The sequence below is a fragment of the Gorillibacterium sp. CAU 1737 genome (genome assembly GCF_039888655.1).
Lineage (GTDB): Bacteria > Bacillota > Bacilli > Paenibacillales > NBRC-103111 > Gorillibacterium.
Window position 1 is genome coordinate 112026 of record NZ_JBDQQO010000003.1, and the last position, 18316, is coordinate 130341.

Annotated in this window: 16 protein-coding genes and 1 pseudogene; all 17 read left to right on the top strand. The window is 60.1% G+C overall.

Annotation, left to right across the window (positions count from 1 at the left end; all coding sequences use genetic code 11):
• The first annotated feature begins 155 nt into the window (after positions 1 to 155).
• The 17 genes and pseudogenes from AAFN83_RS07920 to AAFN83_RS08000 all read left to right on the top strand — a co-directional run bounded on the left by AAFN83_RS07920 (position 156) and on the right by AAFN83_RS08000 (position 18303).
• Positions 156 to 2117 (top strand): asparagine synthase-related protein, encoded by a 1962-nt coding sequence (locus AAFN83_RS07920; protein WP_347768416.1) that lies wholly within the window; start codon positions 156 to 158, stop codon positions 2115 to 2117.
• A 4-nt stretch (positions 2118 to 2121) separates the two neighbouring features.
• Complete coding sequence (locus tag AAFN83_RS07925; protein ID WP_347768417.1) at positions 2122 to 2253, top strand: paeninodin family lasso peptide; 132 nt, start codon at positions 2122 to 2124, stop codon at positions 2251 to 2253.
• Between the two features lie 131 nt (positions 2254 to 2384).
• On the top strand, positions 2385 to 3317 hold the full coding sequence (locus AAFN83_RS07930; protein WP_347768418.1) for an aldolase: 933 nt from the start codon (positions 2385 to 2387) through the stop codon (positions 3315 to 3317).
• Entirely contained in the window at positions 3314 to 3607 is a 294-nt protein-coding gene (locus AAFN83_RS07935; RefSeq protein ID WP_347768420.1) for a lasso peptide biosynthesis PqqD family chaperone, read from the top strand. Before AAFN83_RS07930 ends, AAFN83_RS07935 begins: the two co-directional genes overlap by 4 nt.
• A complete protein-coding gene (locus tag AAFN83_RS07940) occupies positions 3604 to 4113 on the top strand; it encodes a lasso peptide biosynthesis B2 protein (RefSeq protein WP_347768422.1) in 510 nt (169 codons plus the stop codon). The genes AAFN83_RS07935 and AAFN83_RS07940 overlap by 4 nt, the downstream gene beginning before the upstream one ends.
• Complete coding sequence (locus AAFN83_RS07945) at positions 4110 to 5942, top strand: ABC transporter ATP-binding protein (protein WP_347768424.1); 1833 nt, start codon at positions 4110 to 4112, stop codon at positions 5940 to 5942. The genes AAFN83_RS07940 and AAFN83_RS07945 overlap by 4 nt, the downstream gene beginning before the upstream one ends.
• Entirely contained in the window at positions 5923 to 6249 is a 327-nt protein-coding gene (locus tag AAFN83_RS07950) for a helix-turn-helix domain-containing protein (RefSeq protein WP_347768425.1), read from the top strand. Before AAFN83_RS07945 ends, AAFN83_RS07950 begins: the two co-directional genes overlap by 20 nt.
• A gap of 77 nt (positions 6250 to 6326) precedes the next feature.
• Positions 6327 to 7040, top strand: a complete 714-nt coding sequence (locus AAFN83_RS07955; protein ID WP_347768427.1) for a YveK family protein — start codon at positions 6327 to 6329, stop codon at positions 7038 to 7040.
• Positions 7030 to 7689: a CpsD/CapB family tyrosine-protein kinase gene (locus AAFN83_RS07960; RefSeq protein ID WP_347768429.1), complete on the top strand. Its 660-nt coding sequence runs from the start codon at positions 7030 to 7032 to the stop codon at positions 7687 to 7689. Before AAFN83_RS07955 ends, AAFN83_RS07960 begins: the two co-directional genes overlap by 11 nt.
• Positions 7690 to 8197: 508 nt before the next feature.
• On the top strand, positions 8198 to 10027 hold the full coding sequence (locus AAFN83_RS07965) for a polysaccharide biosynthesis protein (protein ID WP_347768431.1): 1830 nt from the start codon (positions 8198 to 8200) through the stop codon (positions 10025 to 10027).
• A 23-nt stretch (positions 10028 to 10050) separates the two neighbouring features.
• Entirely contained in the window at positions 10051 to 11172 is a 1122-nt protein-coding gene (locus AAFN83_RS07970) for a glycosyltransferase family 4 protein (RefSeq protein WP_347768433.1), read from the top strand.
• 3 nt (positions 11173 to 11175) lie between these two features.
• Positions 11176 to 13275, top strand: a pseudogene (locus tag AAFN83_RS07975) (glycosyltransferase); the annotation flags it as partial.
• Between the two features lie 360 nt (positions 13276 to 13635).
• On the top strand, positions 13636 to 14613 hold the full coding sequence (locus tag AAFN83_RS07980; RefSeq protein WP_347768802.1) for a glycosyltransferase family 2 protein: 978 nt from the start codon (positions 13636 to 13638) through the stop codon (positions 14611 to 14613).
• Between the two features lie 3 nt (positions 14614 to 14616).
• Complete coding sequence (locus AAFN83_RS07985) at positions 14617 to 15693, top strand: EpsG family protein (protein WP_347768435.1); 1077 nt, start codon at positions 14617 to 14619, stop codon at positions 15691 to 15693.
• Positions 15694 to 15721: 28 nt separating this feature from the next.
• On the top strand, positions 15722 to 16462 hold the full coding sequence (locus tag AAFN83_RS07990; protein ID WP_347768437.1) for a glycosyltransferase family 32 protein: 741 nt from the start codon (positions 15722 to 15724) through the stop codon (positions 16460 to 16462).
• A 37-nt stretch (positions 16463 to 16499) separates the two neighbouring features.
• Complete coding sequence (locus tag AAFN83_RS07995; RefSeq protein ID WP_347768439.1) at positions 16500 to 17714, top strand: glycosyltransferase; 1215 nt, start codon at positions 16500 to 16502, stop codon at positions 17712 to 17714.
• On the top strand, positions 17698 to 18303 hold the full coding sequence (locus AAFN83_RS08000) for a sugar transferase (protein WP_347768441.1): 606 nt from the start codon (positions 17698 to 17700) through the stop codon (positions 18301 to 18303). Before AAFN83_RS07995 ends, AAFN83_RS08000 begins: the two co-directional genes overlap by 17 nt.
• Positions 18304 to 18316: the final 13 nt, after the last annotated feature.

Below are 18316 nucleotides of genomic sequence, written 5' to 3' on the forward strand. Positions count from 1 at the left end.
AAAAAGCGCGTCGGCGGTCGCCCCTTATTTTGGAAATATTCTTGATTGAGAACAGTTGACAACCGAAAATGGACCTGATACACTAGTCCCATGTTCGCTATAAAGAACACCGAACGAACGACAACGAACACGATCACAGGGAGCTAGATAGCCTTATGAGCGCAATCGCCGGGATCTATCGCTACACGGGCGAGCCCGTCTCCGTTGAGGAGGGCCGCCAGTTGCTGGCGGGCTTTGACGGGATGCTGGAGGATCGGGTTGGCACCTGGTCGGCGGACGGCGTTTTCCTCGCATGCCGAGCCCGCTGGCTTACCCCGGAGGCCGTAGGGGAAAGCCTTCCCTATCGGGGGGAGGACGGACTCGTCATCACGGCGGATGCCGTTCTGGACAATCGGGAGGAGCTCACCGGGCTGCTCGGGATTCCAGCTCACCGGCGTGATGGCGTGACGGACAGCGAGCTGATTCGGCTCAGCTACCGCAAGTGGGGGGAAGAGGCGCCGGCTCGGCTGGTCGGGGATTTTGCCTTCGTCATCTGGGATGAGACGAGGCGAGCCCTCTTCGGGGCCCGGGATCATTCCGGCAAGCGAACGCTGTACTACCGCCACGAAGGCCGCTCCTTCGCCTTCGGCACGAGGATGGAGCCCCTTCTTCGCTTGCCGGGAGCAGAGCGGAGGCTGAACGAGACATGGCTCGCCGAGTACTTGGCGATCACCGGCATGGTGGACACCGCGGATGCTTCCCTGACGGTCTATGAGGGCATCCGGCAGCTTCCTCCCGGACATTGCTTTGTCTGCCGCCCTGGCGGGGCTCTTGCTCTCAGGGAATATGTCCGCGTTCTTCCGAACGAGACGCTCCGGCTGCGAAGCGATGGCGAGTACGAGGAAGCTTTTCGCGAGGTGCTCGCTCAGGCGATCAAGCCTCGTCTCCGCTCGCGCCTTCCCATCGGCGCCCAACTGAGCGGCGGACTCGATTCCGGTACGGTAGCCAGCTTCGCCGCTCTCGGCCTTCGGGAAGAAGGGCGGACGCTGCAGACGTTCAGCTACGTGCCGGCTGCCGACTTCCTCGATTGGACGCCGCGCCATCTGATGGCGGATGAGCGAGAGTTCATGCAGGCGGCTGTCGCCCATCATCCCAATATGGAGACGACCTTTTGCGATTTTCCCGGAAGCGATCCGCTCGGTGTGATCGACTTCTGGCTCGATCTGATGGAAATGCCCTACAAGTTCTTCGAGAACTCCTATTGGCTGAAAGGGATCATGGAAGAAGCGAGCAAGCGGGGAATCGGGTTTCTGTTCACCGGTGCGCGCGGCAATTATACGATCTCATGGGGGCCTGCCCTCGATTACTACAGCCTGATCCTGAAGAGGCTTCAGCTCATCCGGCTTATGCGGGAGCTGACCGCTTACAGTCGCAAAATGGGGGTTCCGCGAGGACGTGTTCTCTCTGTTGTAGGAAGCAAGGCCTTTCCGGCTCTCCAGGGACTTCTGAGGCAATCGGCCGTTCCCTCTCTTGAATTCCCTCAATGGATTCACCCCGCCTTTGCCGCCCGCACGAATGCCTTCGAACGGATTGAGGCGCGCGGGTTTGCCGTGGATGGCCACGCCACGCTCAAGGCGGCGGACGCCATCGAGGCGAGAGAGAAGCATTTTGCGGTGAACAGCCTCTGGAATGCGAGCGGGACGTCCTTCACCCAGCTTTCCCTGCGCCATGGTGTGCATGGAAGCGATCCGACCAACGACCTCCGGGTCATCCGGTTCTGCCTGTCGCTGCCGCTCGAGCAGTTCGTTCGAGACGGTGCGGGGCGCTCTCTGATCCGGCGGGCCACTCCCGGCATCCTGGCCGACGAGGTCCGGCTCAATCAGCGGAAGCGCGGGGTGCAGGCTGCGGATTGGCTGCACCGGATCACGCCCCGCTGGAGCGCCTTCCTCTCGGAGCTGGAAGAGATGCTGCAGAGTCCGCTCATGCGGGAGTATGTGAACCTGGATGCCCTTCGGGGGAGCCTTGCCCGCTTTCGCGGCGGCCCCAAGGCGAGTGATGCTTTCGATCCCGAGCTGCGGCTTCTCATGCGCAGCCTGATCGTATACCGCTTTCTCCACACACGCTTTGAAAGGAGGTGAGACGATGAAAAAGGAGTGGAAACAACCCGAGCTGGAAGTGCTCAGCGTTCAAATGACGATGGCTGGTCCCGGCAAAGCATTCCCGGACAGCTTCATTGAAGACGAGGACGAAGTCGCCCACCTCAATCACAGCTAAGGATTCTAAATGCTTTAGAAGCAGACAAACGCCCTTGTACTCCTCAAAAGGTATGAGGGCTTTTCCTTAGAACGTGTTCGTTGCCAACACGTTCTACCGGAAGCCTCGAACATGAGCGTGGAGGAAGAACGATGCCACTGATGACAAAGGATGCTTGCGTAACGGCCTTCGGCCTGCGGATCCGAAGCGAACTCCCCTTCCCCGAACTGCCGGCCGCCGCGGATGCCTTCGACGAGGAGGAACTCTCCATTCGACTCCTGCCCCTGGCTGACGAATGGAAGCAGATGACCGCCTCCTCCCGGAGAATCGTCGCGGCGGAGACGGGACTGCTGCTCCATATCCCGGGGCTCGCTCTTTTTGCCGTTCGCGAGGGGCGGGTGATTGAGGTATCTCCGCTGGCGGGTGCCGACCTGGATAAGGTGCGCCTGTACCTGCTCGGCACGTGCATGGGGGCGGTGCTCATGCAGAGGGGGATTCTCCCGCTGCACGGAAGCGCGGTTGCCCTGGACGGCAAAGCGTATGCCATCGTGGGGGAATCGGGCATGGGCAAGTCCACGCTCGCCTCCGCGCTCATGGAAAGAGGGCATGCTTTGGCGAGCGACGATGTGATCGCCGTGCATTTTGATGCGGCGGGGATGCCGCTTGTGACGCCTTCCTACCCTCAGCAGAAGCTGTGGCAGGAAAGCCTGGAGGCCTTCGGCCGACCGTCGGAGGGACTCAAGCCGCTCTTCGAGCGCGAGACGAAATTCGCGGTTCCGGTCGGAGACCGCTATGCGTCCCGTTCCCTTCCGTTCGGAGGGATCTTCGAGCTTACCAAGAAAGCCGTTCCCAAGCCGACGCTTGCCCCCGTGACCGGGCTTGCGCGGATGAACCTTCTTTTTCAACATACGTACCGCAATCTCTTCTTGAAACGCTTGAACAAGCTGGATTGGCACTTCCACTTGACGGCTAAGCTGGCCGAGGCGATTCCGCTCTATCGGATGATCCGCCCGGAGATTGGATTTACCGCTTACGAGCTGGCCGATCTGCTTGAGATTGAAATTCGAAAGGAGGGAAACCGATGAGAAGTGGGACAGCTGTTGTGCAGGCGGGGACCCGATTGGCTCAGGTGCCCGGCATGATCGTCAGCGTCATGGACGGGGAGACCGTCATGCTGAGCGTGGCAAGCGGCAACTATTACAACCTGGGCGAGATCGGGGGAGCCATCTGGAGCAAGCTGGCGGAGCCGATCACCTTGGAAGAGGTGGTGGAGCGGCTTGTGGAGGAATATGAGGTCGAGCAGGAGGAATGTCGGCAGCAGGTACTCGTCTTCGCCGACCGCCTTCTGGCCGAGGGGCTTGTCGAAGCATTATGAGTCGCCTGGGGAATCGCCCGCTGCGAGCGGTCCGCCTCTTCTTGGCCCTTCCTCTGGACCGAAAGCGCTTGTGGATGGAGGCTTTCGTGGAGCTGGGCAAGGCTCGCCTCCAGCTGCTCCGTCCCTTTGCCAAGGTAGCGCCTACGCTTGGCGCCGCAATGCGCGAGACGACGAAGGAGCGGGTGGAGGCGAAGGAACGCGCGGAGGTCATGGCGGTTGCCGACGCCATTCAGGTCATGAGCCGGCACACGCCATGGAGCAGCATGTGTTTTACGCGGGCCGTGGCCGCGCTGCGTATGCTGGCCCGGCGAGGGATCGGCTGCACGCTCTACCTCGGCACCGCTCGGGACGAAGCGGGCAAGCTAACCGCTCACGCTTGGCTGCGCAGCGGAGATGTCTATGTGACGGGAGCGGAGGAGAAGAAGCGGTTTGCCACGGTCGGCAAGTTCGCTCATGCGTCCCGAAGGAATAACGAGGGCGGACACCCGCGGGAGGATGCGCAATGAAAGAGGTACTTCGAGTCGTCCGACAGCTGTTTGCTTATTCGGGCGCGGTTTTGTATGCCAACATGGCGGGCATGCTCGCCATCAGTCTGCTGGATGGAATCGGTCTTATCCTATTAATTCCCATGCTGGGCATCAGCGGAATCATCAGCTATCCGACATCCGGACACCCGGTGTTCGAGATGTTTTCCTTCCTCCGGAATGGGTCGGAGGCGACCGGGTTGCTGACGGTGTTGGGAATTTTTGTGATGCTGGCCTTGCTTCAGAACGGCCTCCAGCGGCAGTTTACGGTGCGGAATGCCCGCATTCACCAATCATTCTTTCATCACCTGCGGTTTACGGTGTACCGGGATCTGCTCTATGCCGACTGGGGCTTCTTCCTGAAAAGGCGGAGATCGGACCTCGTCAACGTGATGACCGCGGAGCTTACCCGCGTGGGGGCTGGCTTGAACCTGTTTCTCGCGCTGGTGACGAACCTGCTGTTCACGTCCATTCAAGTGGCCATCGCAGTCTGGCTCTCGCTTCAGGTAACGGTCTTCGTCGTGCTGTGCGGGTTGGCTCTCGCCTTCCTGTCCAAGCGGTTTTTGAAAAAGGCGATGGTGCTCGGCAAGCAGACGACCGACCGGTCGCAGAGCTATCTCGCCGGCATTACCGAGCAAATTAACGGCATCAAGGACATCAAGACGAATCGCTTGGAGGAATCCCGTCTCGCCTGGATGCAGAGCGAATCGGCCGAGCTGCAAAAGGAGCAGGACCAATACGTGCAGCTACGCTCGAACTCCCAGCTTCTCTACAAGCTGGCCTCGGCTCTGCTGATTGCTTTCTTCCTCTATGCCTCGATCGCCTGGCTCAAGACGCCTGCGGGAGAGCTCATTCTCGTCGTCGCCATCTTCTCGCGGCTGTGGCCCCGGTTCATGAGCATCCAGCTCAACCTGGAGCAGCTGTCGTCCAGCATTCCGGCCTTCCGCAGCCTGCGGGAGCTGACTGAACGGTGCCGGCATGCCAGCGAGCGGATAGGCACCGGGGAAGAGGAGCCCCTGCGGCTTGCGGAGGAGATTACGCTGTCCGAAGTCTCCTTCCGCTATGAGCGAGGAGACGGCCCTTATGCGCTGGAGGGAATCACCCTCCGCATTCCGGCGAATCGGATGACCGCCATCGTAGGGCGGTCGGGAGCGGGTAAAAGCACGCTCGCCGACCTGATCATGGGGCTCATCGTACCGGAGGAGGGCGACATTCGAGTGGACGGTGAGCCGCTGGAAGGAGCCAATGTCCGCCGCTTTCGGCAGACGGTGAGCTATGTGTCGCAGGAGCCCTTCCTCTTTCATGCCAGCATTCGGGATAACCTTCGGCTCGTGGAGCCGGACGCAGCCGAGGAGCGCATGTGGGAGGTGCTGGAGCTGGCTGCCGCAGCGGACTTTGTTGCCAAGCTGCCGCAGGGGCTCGACACCATCCTCGGAGATCGCGGGCTCCGGCTGTCCGGAGGGGAGCGGCAGCGCCTCGTGCTGGCGCGCGCCCTGCTGCGAAGCCCGGCGATTCTCGTGCTCGATGAGGCCACGAGCGCGCTCGACAACGAGAACGAAGAGAAGATTCAGGATGCCTTGTTCCGGCTGCGAGGCAAAATCACCTTGATCGTCATCGCGCACCGCTTGTCCACCATCCGCAATGCCGATCAAGTGATCGTGCTGGATCAGGGCAAGGTTGTGCAATGCGGTGAATATTCCAGTCTGGCCCGGGAAAAGCGCGGCATGTTCCGCCGGCTTCTCGGAGTTCAGCGAGGGAATGATTCCATCCCCATGGGCGAAGGAGAACGCTATGATTGGAGATCGAATTAAATACTTGAGGGAGCAGAAGGGGCTGACCATTACGGAGCTCGCCGAGATGGCCGACATCTCCAAGTCCTATTTGAGCCATATGGAGCGGAAGCTGCAGAACAATCCATCTCTGCAGATGCTGTCCAAGCTGGCCGAATCGCTGGATACGAATCTGGAGTTCCTGCTTGGCGAGGAATACCTGAAGACCGCTTACCTGCTCGATGACGAGTGGAAGAGCCTCATCTATACCGCCATTCAGGACGGCATGCGCAAGGAAGATTTCATCCGCCTCTACCAACTGCAGCAGCAAGAAAAGGAAGCCCTCTAGGATTTCTTCATTTGACACGTTCGTTATTAAGAACTATAATGGGAGACGAGTTCATTATAAAGATCAGGAGCGCTCTCATGGACAATGTGCGTACCGCAAGAGAAATCAACATTCGCGACATTCTGCTCGTTCTTCGCCGCCGGTGGATGATCCTGACGCTGGTGACCGCGCTGTTTACCGGGTTAGGCGCCCTGTATGCCAACAAGCCCGAGGAGCCGCTCTACCAAGCGACCGCGCGGATTATCATTCATTCCAACACGGATTTTATCAACACCCTTAAGGTGGTCATTCGGGAGCCCGCTGTCCTGCAAAAGGTGGTGGAGGAGCTGAAGCTCGATCGAACACCCGCCGCGCTGCGCAGCCAAATTTCGGTGTCGAGTGTCGACAACACGCAAGTGGTGCTCGTCACGGTGACCGATCATGATCAAGCCCTTGCTGCGAGCATTGCCAATTCGACTGTTCGGCAATACAAGGCGGCGATCGCGAGGCTGCTTAACTTCAGCGAAATTACGATTCTGTCCGAGGCGAAGACGGATGCCTCCCCGCGCCCGATCAATCCATCCGACGAGAATCGGTTGATTCTAATCGGACTGGCCGCGGGTCTTGTTCTCGGCGTCGGCGCCTCGTTCCTCCGGGATACGCTGGATGATTCCCTCCGTACGGAGAAGCGAACCAAGGAGGTGCTGGGCATGCCGGTACTCGGTCAAGTGTCTCGCATCGGTCGGGTGAAGCCGCCCGGGAAGAGCCATACCCGCATTTCCACGACAAGGAGGGAGACCCTTGGCTCTTAATGAAGCGATTGCCGCGCATGCCTCAACCCGCAAAGGGCTGGTGAGCTACCTGCAGCCTGCCGCGAAGGTATCGGAGCAGTACCGCAGCATCCGGGCCAACATCCGGCTGCTGTTCGAAAGCCAGAAGATGAAATCGCTCCTCGTCACTTCCCCGGTCGGTGGAGAGGGCAAAACCACCCTCGTCACCAACCTCGCCGTTTCGATGGCCTACAAGGGAAGCCGGGTGCTGGTCGTGGATGCGAATGTCCGCAATCCGAGCATAACCGCAATGTTTGGGATGGATCGCCTCACCGGCCTCACGGAGGTGCTGGCCGGACGCGAGGAGCTGAAAGACGCGGTTCAGCCGACCGAGATCGCCGAGCTGGATGTTCTTCCAGCCGGAACCTACGGCACCCAGTCCCATGACCTGATGGATACGGGCGCGCTTGCCGTGGTCATGAGGCAGCTCGGCAGCCACTACGACATCGTATTGGTTGACGCACCAGCCGTCTCGGGAGCCTTCGAGGTAAAGGCGCTTGCCAACTGCTGCGACTCGGTTCTCCTTGTACTTGAGCAGGGCAAGACCAAGGAGGAAGCAGCGCTGAACGCGAAGCTGACCCTGGAGTTTGCCGGAGCCGTCCTGCTAGGTGCGGTTCTCAATGAAAAGTAAGCAACAGCGAGAACAGATCCCCCATCTGACGCTAGCTCGAGGCGGGCGATCAAGAGCAAGGAATGAGGCACGCTTCTTTTTTTATCCGACCGTTCTCTATTGAGAACATTTATAGTTAACATAGCGAACAATCTTGTCTGAAGAAGAGGTAGCTTCTACCAAACGAAGCCTCCTCTGATGGCGAAGCTTCCCCAGACAGGGTTCGGCGATGTCTCCTGGCCGTTATCGATGGAGGCACTCGGTCATGCCGTGGGTGGTAGGGCCTTAGACGCGGGTCGTCGAGGGTGTGACGTGAGGTGGGGTTGGATGCCCCCTTTAAATAGAAGGAAACGGGAGATTTTCGTTTCCTTACTTGTGCGGGATTCCTGAGGGGATGCCGTACAGGTAAGCAATCGAGAATCAGCCTGCATCGGGATCCGGCGACTTGTTGCGATAAGAAGCTCTACTGCACTGCCGCATTCCCGCAGATGGATTCGCAGTATTCACTTGAGCACAGGAGGATGAAAACGTGACTTATCGACAGCGGTTGTCTTTTTTGATTTTTACCGATTCGTTCGTGGTGATCAGTGCGATCTTCCTCGGTCGGTACCTGACGGGGCTCCAGGTTAGCGAAGCTTCCATTGTCATCAGCTCGATTACGCTCCTCCTCAGCCACCACTTCTTCTCCATCCGCTACAAGCTCTACAAAAAGGCATGGGAGTACGCGAGCATAGGCGAGCTTGTGGCGATCACGAAGGCCGTGACCTTCTCGATCATTACGGCAGCCCTCATGCAGATGATCGTCGTTCACAGCATCTACTTCCGGGTGCTGGCCATCACTTGGATGCTGCATATTCTGCTCATCGGCGGAACGCGGTTCGGCTGGCGTCTCTTGCGCTCCCCGTCCGGGAGGAAGCCGAGCAACAAGAAGCGGACCCTCATCGTGGGCGCCGGCTCCGGTGGCACGATGATCGTCCACCATCTGCTCAGCAGCCGGGAAACCGACCTGGAGCCGGTGGCCTTCGTCGACGATAACGCCAATAAGCAGAATCTCGACATTCTGGGTATTCCCGTAGCCGGAGGACTGGAGGACATTGAACGGGTCACGCGGGAGCAACAGATCAGCACCATCATCATCGCCATCCCTTCCCTGACGCGCAAGGAGCTGCAGCGGATTTACGAGGAGTGCGCCAAGACCAACGCCAAGACACAGATTCTCCCCATGATCGAGGATATCGTCACCGGCAAGGTGTCGGTCAATCAGGTTCGAGACGTTCAAGTGGAGGACCTGCTCGGCCGCGAGCCGGTGGAGATGGACATGGAGAAGATCTCCGAATCCGTCACCGGCAAAATCGTGCTCGTCACCGGTGCCGGCGGCTCCATCGGCTCGGAGATCTGCCGCCAGGTGGCGCGCTTCCATCCGGAAATGCTAGTGCTTCTCGGTCACGGGGAGAACAGCATCTATTCCATTGAGATGGAGCTTCGGGAATCATTCAAGGATGCCGGCATCAAAATCGTGCCGGAGATCGCTGATCTGCAGGATGCGGCCAAGATGATGGCCGTCATGCAGACGTACCGGCCGGATGTCGTCTATCACGCCGCCGCCCACAAGCATGTGCCGCTCATGGAGCGGAACCCCGAGGAGGCGGTGAAGAACAACATCATCGGGACGATGAATGTGGCGAGTGCAGCCAGTACATACGGGGTGCGGACCTTCGTCATGATCTCCACGGACAAAGCCGTCAACCCGACCAGCGTGATGGGGGCCGCCAAGCGCCTCGCCGAGATGATCATTCAAGACCTCGATCAGCGCAGCTTCACGAAGTTTGTGGCCGTTCGTTTCGGGAATGTGCTCGGCAGCCGAGGCAGCGTCATTCCGCTGTTCAAAAAGCAGATCGAACGCGGCGGGCCGGTGACGGTTACCCACCCGGACATGATCCGCTATTTCATGACCATCCCGGAAGCCTCGCGCCTTGTCATCCAGGCAGGAGCACTAGCGCGCGGCGGGGAGATCTTCGTGCTCGATATGGGCGATCCGGTGCGCATTGCCGACCTGGCCCTCAACCTGATCCGGCTGTCCGGAAATTCAGTGGAGGACATTGGCATCGAATACACCGGCATTCGACCGGGGGAGAAGCTGTTTGAGGAGCTGCTAAACAAGGACGAAGTGCACGAGGAGCAGGTCTACCCGAAGATCTACATCGGTAAAGCCTCGGAGCTGCGCATCAAGGAAATCCAGGAGCTCGTCAAATCCTATTCCACGCTGGATAAGACGGAACTGAGGGAAGCCCTTCTCAACCTCGCGAACCGGCAGGTGCCGGAGAGCGGAGAGGGAGAGCTCGCGGTCGTCTCCCGGTAAGCCCAAAAAGGAGAGAAGCATTCATGCCGGCTATTCTGTTTGTCGCCACGGTCGACACGCATGTGGAGAAATTCCACCTTCCTTACCTGCAATGGTTCAAGGAACAGGGCTGGGAGGTACATGTTGCCGCGCGGGGCGAGCGTGAGCTGCCCTACGTGGACCGCAAGATCAACATTCCCTTTGAGCGTTCGCCGTTCAAAAGAGGGAACCTCCGCGTTTACCGGGAGCTGTCCGAGCTCATCGACCGCGAAGGCTACCAGGTGATCCACTGCCATACGCCAATGGGAGGCATGCTCGCTAGACTTGCCGGCTGGAAAGCCCGCAAGAGCGGGACGAAGATGCTGTACACGGCGCATGGCTTTCATTTTTGCAAAGGAGCGCCGATGCTCAACTGGCTGCTCTACTATCCGATCGAGAAGGGGCTGTCCCGCTTGACGGACTGCCTGATTACGATCAATGCCGAGGATTATCGGCTGGCGCAAGCCCGGCACTTCCGAGCCTCCGAGATTGCGCGGGTCCCGGGAGTCGGGATTCCGACCGAACGGTATCGGCCGCTTGGACCCGAGGAGAAGAGCGAACGGCGGCAGGAGCTGGGGCTGCCGAAGGAGGAGCTCTTGCTCTTCTACGCGGCCGAATTCAACAAGAACAAGAATCAGCAGCTGCTGCTTCAGGCGCTCGAACGCTTGAAGGAGCGCGTGCCGTCGGTCCGGCTCCTGCTGGCTGGCTCGGGTCCGTTGCTTCCCGCATGCCGGGAGCTGGCGGACCGGCTGCAGGTCGCGGACCGCGTCGAGTTTCTCGGCTATCGCGACGATATCATGCGAATCCTGCCGGCTTGCGACATTGCGGTGGCGTCGAGCCTCCGCGAGGGACTGCCGGTGAACATCATGGAGGCGATGGCGAGCGGCCTTCCCATCGTCGCCACGAGCAACCGCGGACACGATGAGCTGGTGAAGGACGGCGAGAACGGCTACCTGGTGGCGCCGGGTGATGCGGCGGCGATGGCGGATCGCCTGGAAGAGCTGCTGCTCTCCGAGGAAGCGCGCAAGCGGATGGGCGAGACGGGGCTTCACCTCGTCGGCGCCTATTCGGTGCAGGAGGTCAAGCAGCAGCTCGGCCAAATCTATGCTCGCTACGCTTGGGTGTAACGCATGAGGCCCCTCGTCAGCGTCATTGTCCCGGTGTACAACATGGAGGCGTACTTGCCGCGCTGCCTAGACAGCCTGCTTCACCAGACGCTCGAGCAACTGGAGATCATCGCCGTAAATGACGGCTCCAGCGACGGAAGCCTTGCCCTCCTGCAGGAGCGGGCGGAGCTCGACCGGCGTCTGCGCATCATCGATCAGCCCAACCGAGGCGTCTCCGCCGCCCGCAATGCGGGACTCGCCGAAGCGAGCGGGGCGTATATCGGCTTTGTCGACCCGGATGACTGGGTCGATGCCGCTATGTTTGCATCGCTCTACCAGGCAGCCCTCCGGGAGAGGGCCGATCTGGTCATGTGCTCGTATAGGCGGGAATTCGGCACGCATTCCAGCGAGAAACGATTCCCGCTTGAAGACGGCACGGTTCTCCGGGATGAAGCTGTCTCGGATGGACTTGTCCGCCGCCTGATCGGTCCGATCGGAAGGGAGACGGGAGCCCCCGAGCTGCTCGACGCCTGGGGAACCGTGTGGAACAAGCTGTACCGGGCGGAGCTCTTGCGCGAAGCGGATGCCGAATTCGTTGACCTGCACCACATCGGCAGCAACGAGGACTCCCTGTTCAACCTGCAAGTCTTTCACGAGGCGAAGAGCTTTGTGTTTCTATCTGCCCCTTACTATCATTACTGGCGAGCCAACGCGGATTCCCTTACCTCGGGCTACAACCCCGAGTTGACCCGTCAGTTCGTGCATTTGTTTAACCGGATGAAGGAGTTTCTTGAGGAACGAAAGCGAAGCGAGCTGTTCCGCGAAGCGCTCCACAACCGCATCGCGCTCAGTACGCTCGGGCTCGGGCTGAACCTGCTTTCGCCCGCGAACCCTGCATCCATCCGGGAAAAACGGAAGCTTTTGCAGGAGCTTCTGCAGGAGGAGCCGTTCCGTTCGGCGCTCAAGCAATTCAAGCCAACGGGGTCCCTCGTTTGGCGAACCTTCTATTGGAGCGCGAAGCTCCGGTTCTCGTCCGGCTTCTATCTGCTGCTCACGGCAGCGGAGTGGATGAGGTATCGCAAGAAGAGAGGAAAGAAGGAAGTGGAGCTGCTTCCGAATGATGCTCATAAGGAGGAAGCCGTTATGGAGCCGATGCGCGTCCTGCAGGTGGTCACCATCATGAACCGCGGAGGCCTCGAGACGATGCTGATGAACTACTACCGGGCGATCGACCGCTCCCGACTGCAGTTTGACTTCCTCGTTCATCGGGATGAGCCCGGTCATTATGATGAGGAGATCAAACAGCTCGGCGGGAGGATCTACCGGATGCCGAGAATTCAGCCGGGCCACTACCGACGCTACTTCCGACAGCTTCGGCAGTTCTTCGCTCAGCATGTCGACTATTCCGTCGTCCATGCCCACATCAACGAGAACAGCGGCTTCGTGCTCCGCGCCGCCAAGAAAGCCGGCGTTCCGTGCCGCATCGCCCACAGTCACTTAAGCGACCTCGGCTTCGACCGGAAGCTCCCCTTCCGGTTGTATGCACGGGCCGTCCTGCGCGGACAGCCGACGCATGCGTTCGCCTGCTCCGAGAAAGCGGGCCGCTGGCTCTTCGGCAGAAACCGGGCGGTGACGGTGCTCCGCAATGCGGTAAACGCAGAGGAATTCCGCCCGCATGCCGAGCTGCGCGAGCGGGTTCGCGAGGAACTCGGGGCCGGGGAGGACCAACTCGTCATCGGCCACATCGGCCGGTTTAATCGCCAGAAGAACCACGCTTTCCTGCTGGATATCTTTAAGGAAGTGCATGACCGGCGACCGGATGCCCTCCTGGTTCTGGCCGGGGAAGGGGATCTCCGCCCGGAGATCGAGGAGAAGGCAGAGCGGCTCCTCCTGACGGACGCGGTTCGCTTCCTTGGGGTGCGCCGGGACATTCCGGCGCTCCTGCAAGCCTTCGACCTGTTCCTGTTCCCCTCGCTCTTCGAAGGGCTGCCGGTTGTGCTGGTAGAGGCGCAGGCAGCGGGACTTCGCTGTGTGGTATCGGATGCGATTACCCGTGAATCCGATGTAACCGGCCGCGTGAGCTTCGAGCCTCTCGGTGCGGAGCCTTCCGCTTGGGCTGAGCAAATCCTGGCCCTGTCGCTCGAACACGCCGATACCGCAGCTCAGTTGGCTGAGAGTGGCTACGACACCAACACAACCGCTCGCGAACTGAGCGAGTTCTACGCCGCCCATGCCCAGCAGAAGGAGACGGCGGTCCGCCCTTGCGAAAAGGGAACCGCCAACACTTGGGAACCCGAGGCTACGCACCTTGGCGCCGGGGGGGCAGAGGCAGCTTACTCCGGCGACAAGGAGACTACTCGCTCCGATGAGACAGAGGCAGCTTACTCCGTCGACAAGGAAGCTACTCACTCCGATGAGACAGAGGTTGCCCTGGACGGCATCCCTACCATCGGCCATTGGGAAGAGGGCATACACGCGCCTTCCCTGGCAAATGATCCATCGGAATCCGGCGCGGGCTCGTCGGCGTCCTCCTCTCGGCCCGGGCTTCCCACCCTCACCGTCTTCACGCCGACGTTTAACCGGGCGTACATTCTGCCCGTCTGCTACGACAGCTTGAAGCGGCAGACCTCAAAGGACTTCCTCTGGCTCATCGTCGACGACGGGTCCACCGACGGGACCGAGGAATTGGTCGCTTCCTGGATGGCGGAAGGGGCTATTCCAATCCGCTATCACAAGCAGGAAAACCAGGGTATGCACGGCGCCCACAACGCCGCCTACGAACGAATCGAGACGGAGCTCAACGTCTGCATCGATTCCGACGACTACATGCCGGAAGATGCTGTCGAGGCGATTGTCCGATTCTGGCGGGAACACGGCAGCGAGCACGTGGCAGGAATCGCCGGACTGGATGTCGATCCGGCGGGCCGGATCATCGGAACAGAGCTGCCGGAGCGCCTTGGCACCTCCACCTTGACCGACCTCTACGGCATCCACAAGGTACGCGGAGACAAGAAGCTCGTCTACCGCTCTCAGTTGACGCGGCAGACTCCGCCTTACCCTCTATTTGAGGGGGAGAATTACGGCCCCTTAAGCTACAAATACGTACTGATCGATCAATTACATCCGCTCCTCCTGCTCAACAAGCCGCTGTGCGTGGTCGAGTACCTGCCCGACGGGTCGAGCATGAACATCATCAAGCAATACCGCCGCAACCCGCAAGGCTTCGCCTTTTTCCGCAAAACGGCAATGAAGCACGCCCCCTCGACCCGGGAGCGGCTGCGTGAGGCCATCCATTATGTCTCCAGCAGCCTGATGAGCGGAAACCGCCGCTTTCTGCAGGAGTCGCCCTGCCGGTTGCATACGGTTCTCGCCGCTCCGGCCGGGATTTTGCTCTACCTCTATCTGACAAGGACCAGCCGCTCGACCGCAAGGAAGGTTGAGAAGGCGGCAGCGAAGGGATAGCCCATGGAGATTTTGCTCTGCACCTTGTTTCTCGCCTACGGCGTCGCCTTGTACAGCCGGATTCTCGCTCATCCGCTTCCTTTGAGCGAGTACGGTCTCCGCTATCGGCCCAGTTGGCTTCCGGCGATTCTTGCATCCATGGCGCTTGTGCTCGTGGCCGGGCTTCGGAATAACATCGGGGATACCTTTTCGTACATGCATGCCTACCGCTACGGGGTGTTCACCTGGAGTTCCCTGGATTTCAGCAAGGACTTCGGGTTCAACATCCTGCAGCTTTTGCTCAAGCAGATCAGCGATGACCCGCAGCTGCTCGTCTTCGTGACAGCGACGGTCACCACTGGCTTGATCGTGCGCATCCTGTACCGCTATTCCCGGATGTATGAGCTGAGCCTCTACCTGTACATCACCACCGGCATGTTTACCACCTCGATGAACGGCATTCGCCAGTTTCTCGCGGCGGCGATCCTTTTCGCGGGAACCCGTTATTTGCTGAACGGGGACTGGAAACGATTTTTCTTGCTCGTGCTGTTCGCCTCTACGGTGCACCGCAGCGCCCTCGTGCTTCTGCCGCTCTATTTTCTGGTGCGCGCACCGGCCTGGACGAAACAGACCTTCCTCCTGATTGGAGGAGCGATTCTCATCGTGCTTGGCTTCAACCAGATTTCGGGTACGGTGTTCTCGGTTATTCAAGATACGCAGTACGGGCATTACTCCAGCTTTTCCGAGGGGGGCGCGAGCCTCGTCCGGGTGCTGGTCGCGGCGGCGCCGCTGGCCATTGCCTTTTACGGGCGGCATAAGCTGAAGCTTCTGTCCCCGCAGCTCGACCCCATCATCAACCTGTCGCTTCTCAACGTGCTCGTGCTGCTCATCGCGACGCAAAACTGGATCTTCGCCCGGTTTACCATCTACTTCGGTCTCTATCCGCTTCTGCTCATTCCCTGGCTCGTCAAGGTGTTCCGGGAAAAGGATCAGAAGCTTTTCTATTACGTGCTCATCCTCTTCTACCTGTTGTTCTTTCTCTATGAATGCATCATCGCTTACGGCGGCCTGCAGTATGGAAGCCGCTACCTGGTGTTCTAAGCTGCCAAAACGAAAGGGGAATCCCGAGATGACCGCCGGCTCCATCCCGAAGATCATTCACTCCTGCTGGTTCGGAAGGGGCGAGAAGCCCGCCAAAATCAACATGTGCCAAGCCAGCTGGCCGAAACATCTCGCGGGATATACCTTTCTCGAATGGAACGAGGACAATTTCGATCTCTCCGCCAACCGCTACGTCCGCGAAGCCTACGAACAGGGAAAGTACGCCTTCGTCAGCGACTTCGTTCGGCTACAGGTGCTGTATACGCACGGCGGCATCTACATGGATACGGATGTAGAGGTGCTGAAACCGCTCGATTCCTTCCTTCACCATGAAGCTTTCTCCGGCTTTGAAGACGAGCGGCATGTGCCGACGGGCTTGATGGCTGCGCGACCGAGACACCCGTGGATCAAGGAGCTTCTCGAAGACTATGACAATCGTCCTTTTGTTCTGCCTGACGGTACGCTCGACCTCACCACCAACACCAAGCGGATAACCGACCACGCCCTCCAGCACGGGTTTGTCCCGAACGGGCTCTACCAAGAGCTTGATCAGGGGGTAGCGTTCTATCCGCGCACGTACTTCTGTCCCTATGACTACATTAACGGAGCGAATTATTTATCCGATGAAAGCTTCGCCATTCATCACTTCGCCAAGTCCTGGCTGCCGCCGTCGGTCCGCCGGAGAAGCGAATGGAAGCGGCGGGTCGCCCGTCTGCTCGGCCCCGCGGCCATCGCCCGGATGCGGGCGCTCCTGAAGGCGAACCCATGAGGCCCGAGCGGCTCGTACAAGGAAAGGAGGCCCGACGATGAAAAAACGGCTGCTCTTCGTCACCCAATACCTGCATACGGGCGGCGCGGAAAAGAGCTTGCTCACGCTCCTCTCCGAGCTGGATTACGACAAATATGAGGTGGATCTGCTGCTCTTCGACCACAGCGGAAAGCTGTTTGGGCTTGTGCCCCCGGAGGTGCGGGTGCTTCCGCCCCTGTTTCCCTCCTTCACGATGCCGCTCGCTCCCTCCATCCCCTATCTGCTGCGGCAGCGGCAATTCCGATTGCTTGTCGGGAAGGTGCTTGCCGCCCTCTTCGGACGGACGGGGCGGGGCAAGGGAGTCGGCAAGCGATGGGCGGTCTACCGCCATGCCCTGCCGAAGCAAAAGGCCTACTACGATGCGGCGATCAGCTACCTCGATTTCTTTTGCAATTATTACGTAGCGGAGAAGGTTCACGCCTCCCGCAAAATTCTATACAACCACATGGACTACGGCTACAGCCAAGCACAAGGCTGGCCGTGTCCGGAGATGGAGCGCCGAAGCTTCGGCCAATGCGATTACATCGTGACCGTCGCCGAATCGGCGCGGGACTCGCTGGTGTCGCACTTCCCGGAATTCTCGCGCCAAATCAAGGTGATCCACAACCGCGTCTCCGAGAGCGCGGTGCGCAAGATGGCGCAAGAGCCGGTTCCCGGCGCGGAAGAGCCGTTCGCCGGGATCACGGTTGTCACCGTCGCGCGGCTGGGCGACGAGAAGGGCGTTCGGCTCGCGCTGGAGGCGTGCCGGATTCTCGCCCGCGAGGGCTACCCCGTGCGCTGGAACCTGATCGGCGCGGGACCGCTCGCCGGGGAGCTGCGAGAGCGGGCCTGCGAGCTCGGCCTCGCCGGGACGTTCCGGCTGCTTGGGGAGCAGGGAAACCCCTACCCGTTCATGCAGCGCGCCGACATCTACGTGCAGCCGTCGAAGACGGAAGCACATTGCATCGCGGTAGAGGAGGCGCTTGCGCTCGCCCGCCCGGTGGTGGTGACGGATATCCCTTCCTTCCGGCGGCAGATTGAGCCGGGGGAGACCGGGCTCCTCGTGCCCGTAACGCCCGAAGGGATAGCTGCCGGGGTTCGGCAGCTGATTGACCAGCCGGAGCTGAGGGCCCGGCTGACGAGGAATCTGGAGCAGGGCGGCAGCCGTCACGCCGGCGAGCTCGCCAAGTTCTGCCTGCTCCTGGAAGGGGAGTTGTATGAAGCGGCTCTTTGATCTTGTGGTGGCGGTGCCGCTCTTTGCGGCCTTCGTCCCGGTGCTTGCCCTTCTGGCGGTGTTGGTCCGCTTCAAGCTCGGCGGACCGGTTCTGTTCAAGCAGGTGCGGCCGGGGCTTCACGGCAAGCCGTTTACCATCTACAAGCTGCGCACGATGACGGACGAACGCGATGCCGACGGGAACCTGCTGCCGGATCATATTCGGCTGACCGCCTTCGGTCGGGCGCTGCGCGCCTTGAGCCTCGATGAGCTGTTTCAACTGCTCAACGTGATCAAGGGCGAGCTCAGCCTGGTCGGCCCGCGGCCTTTGCTGGTGGATTACCTCGAGCTGTACACGCCGGAGCAGGCAAGGCGGCACGAGGTTCGTCCCGGCATCACGGGCTGGGCGCAGGTGAACGGACGCAACGCGATCACCTGGGAGGAGCGGTTTCGGCTGGACGTGTGGTACGTCGACAACCAGAGCTTCCTCCTCGACTTGAAGATTCTCTGGCTGACGGTACGGAAGGTGATTCGCCGCGAGGGCATTCAAAATCCCCAGCACGCGACGATGCCGTTCTTCCAGGGCAGCCTTCAGAAGTCGGAGTTGTAAGGGACCGGCACGG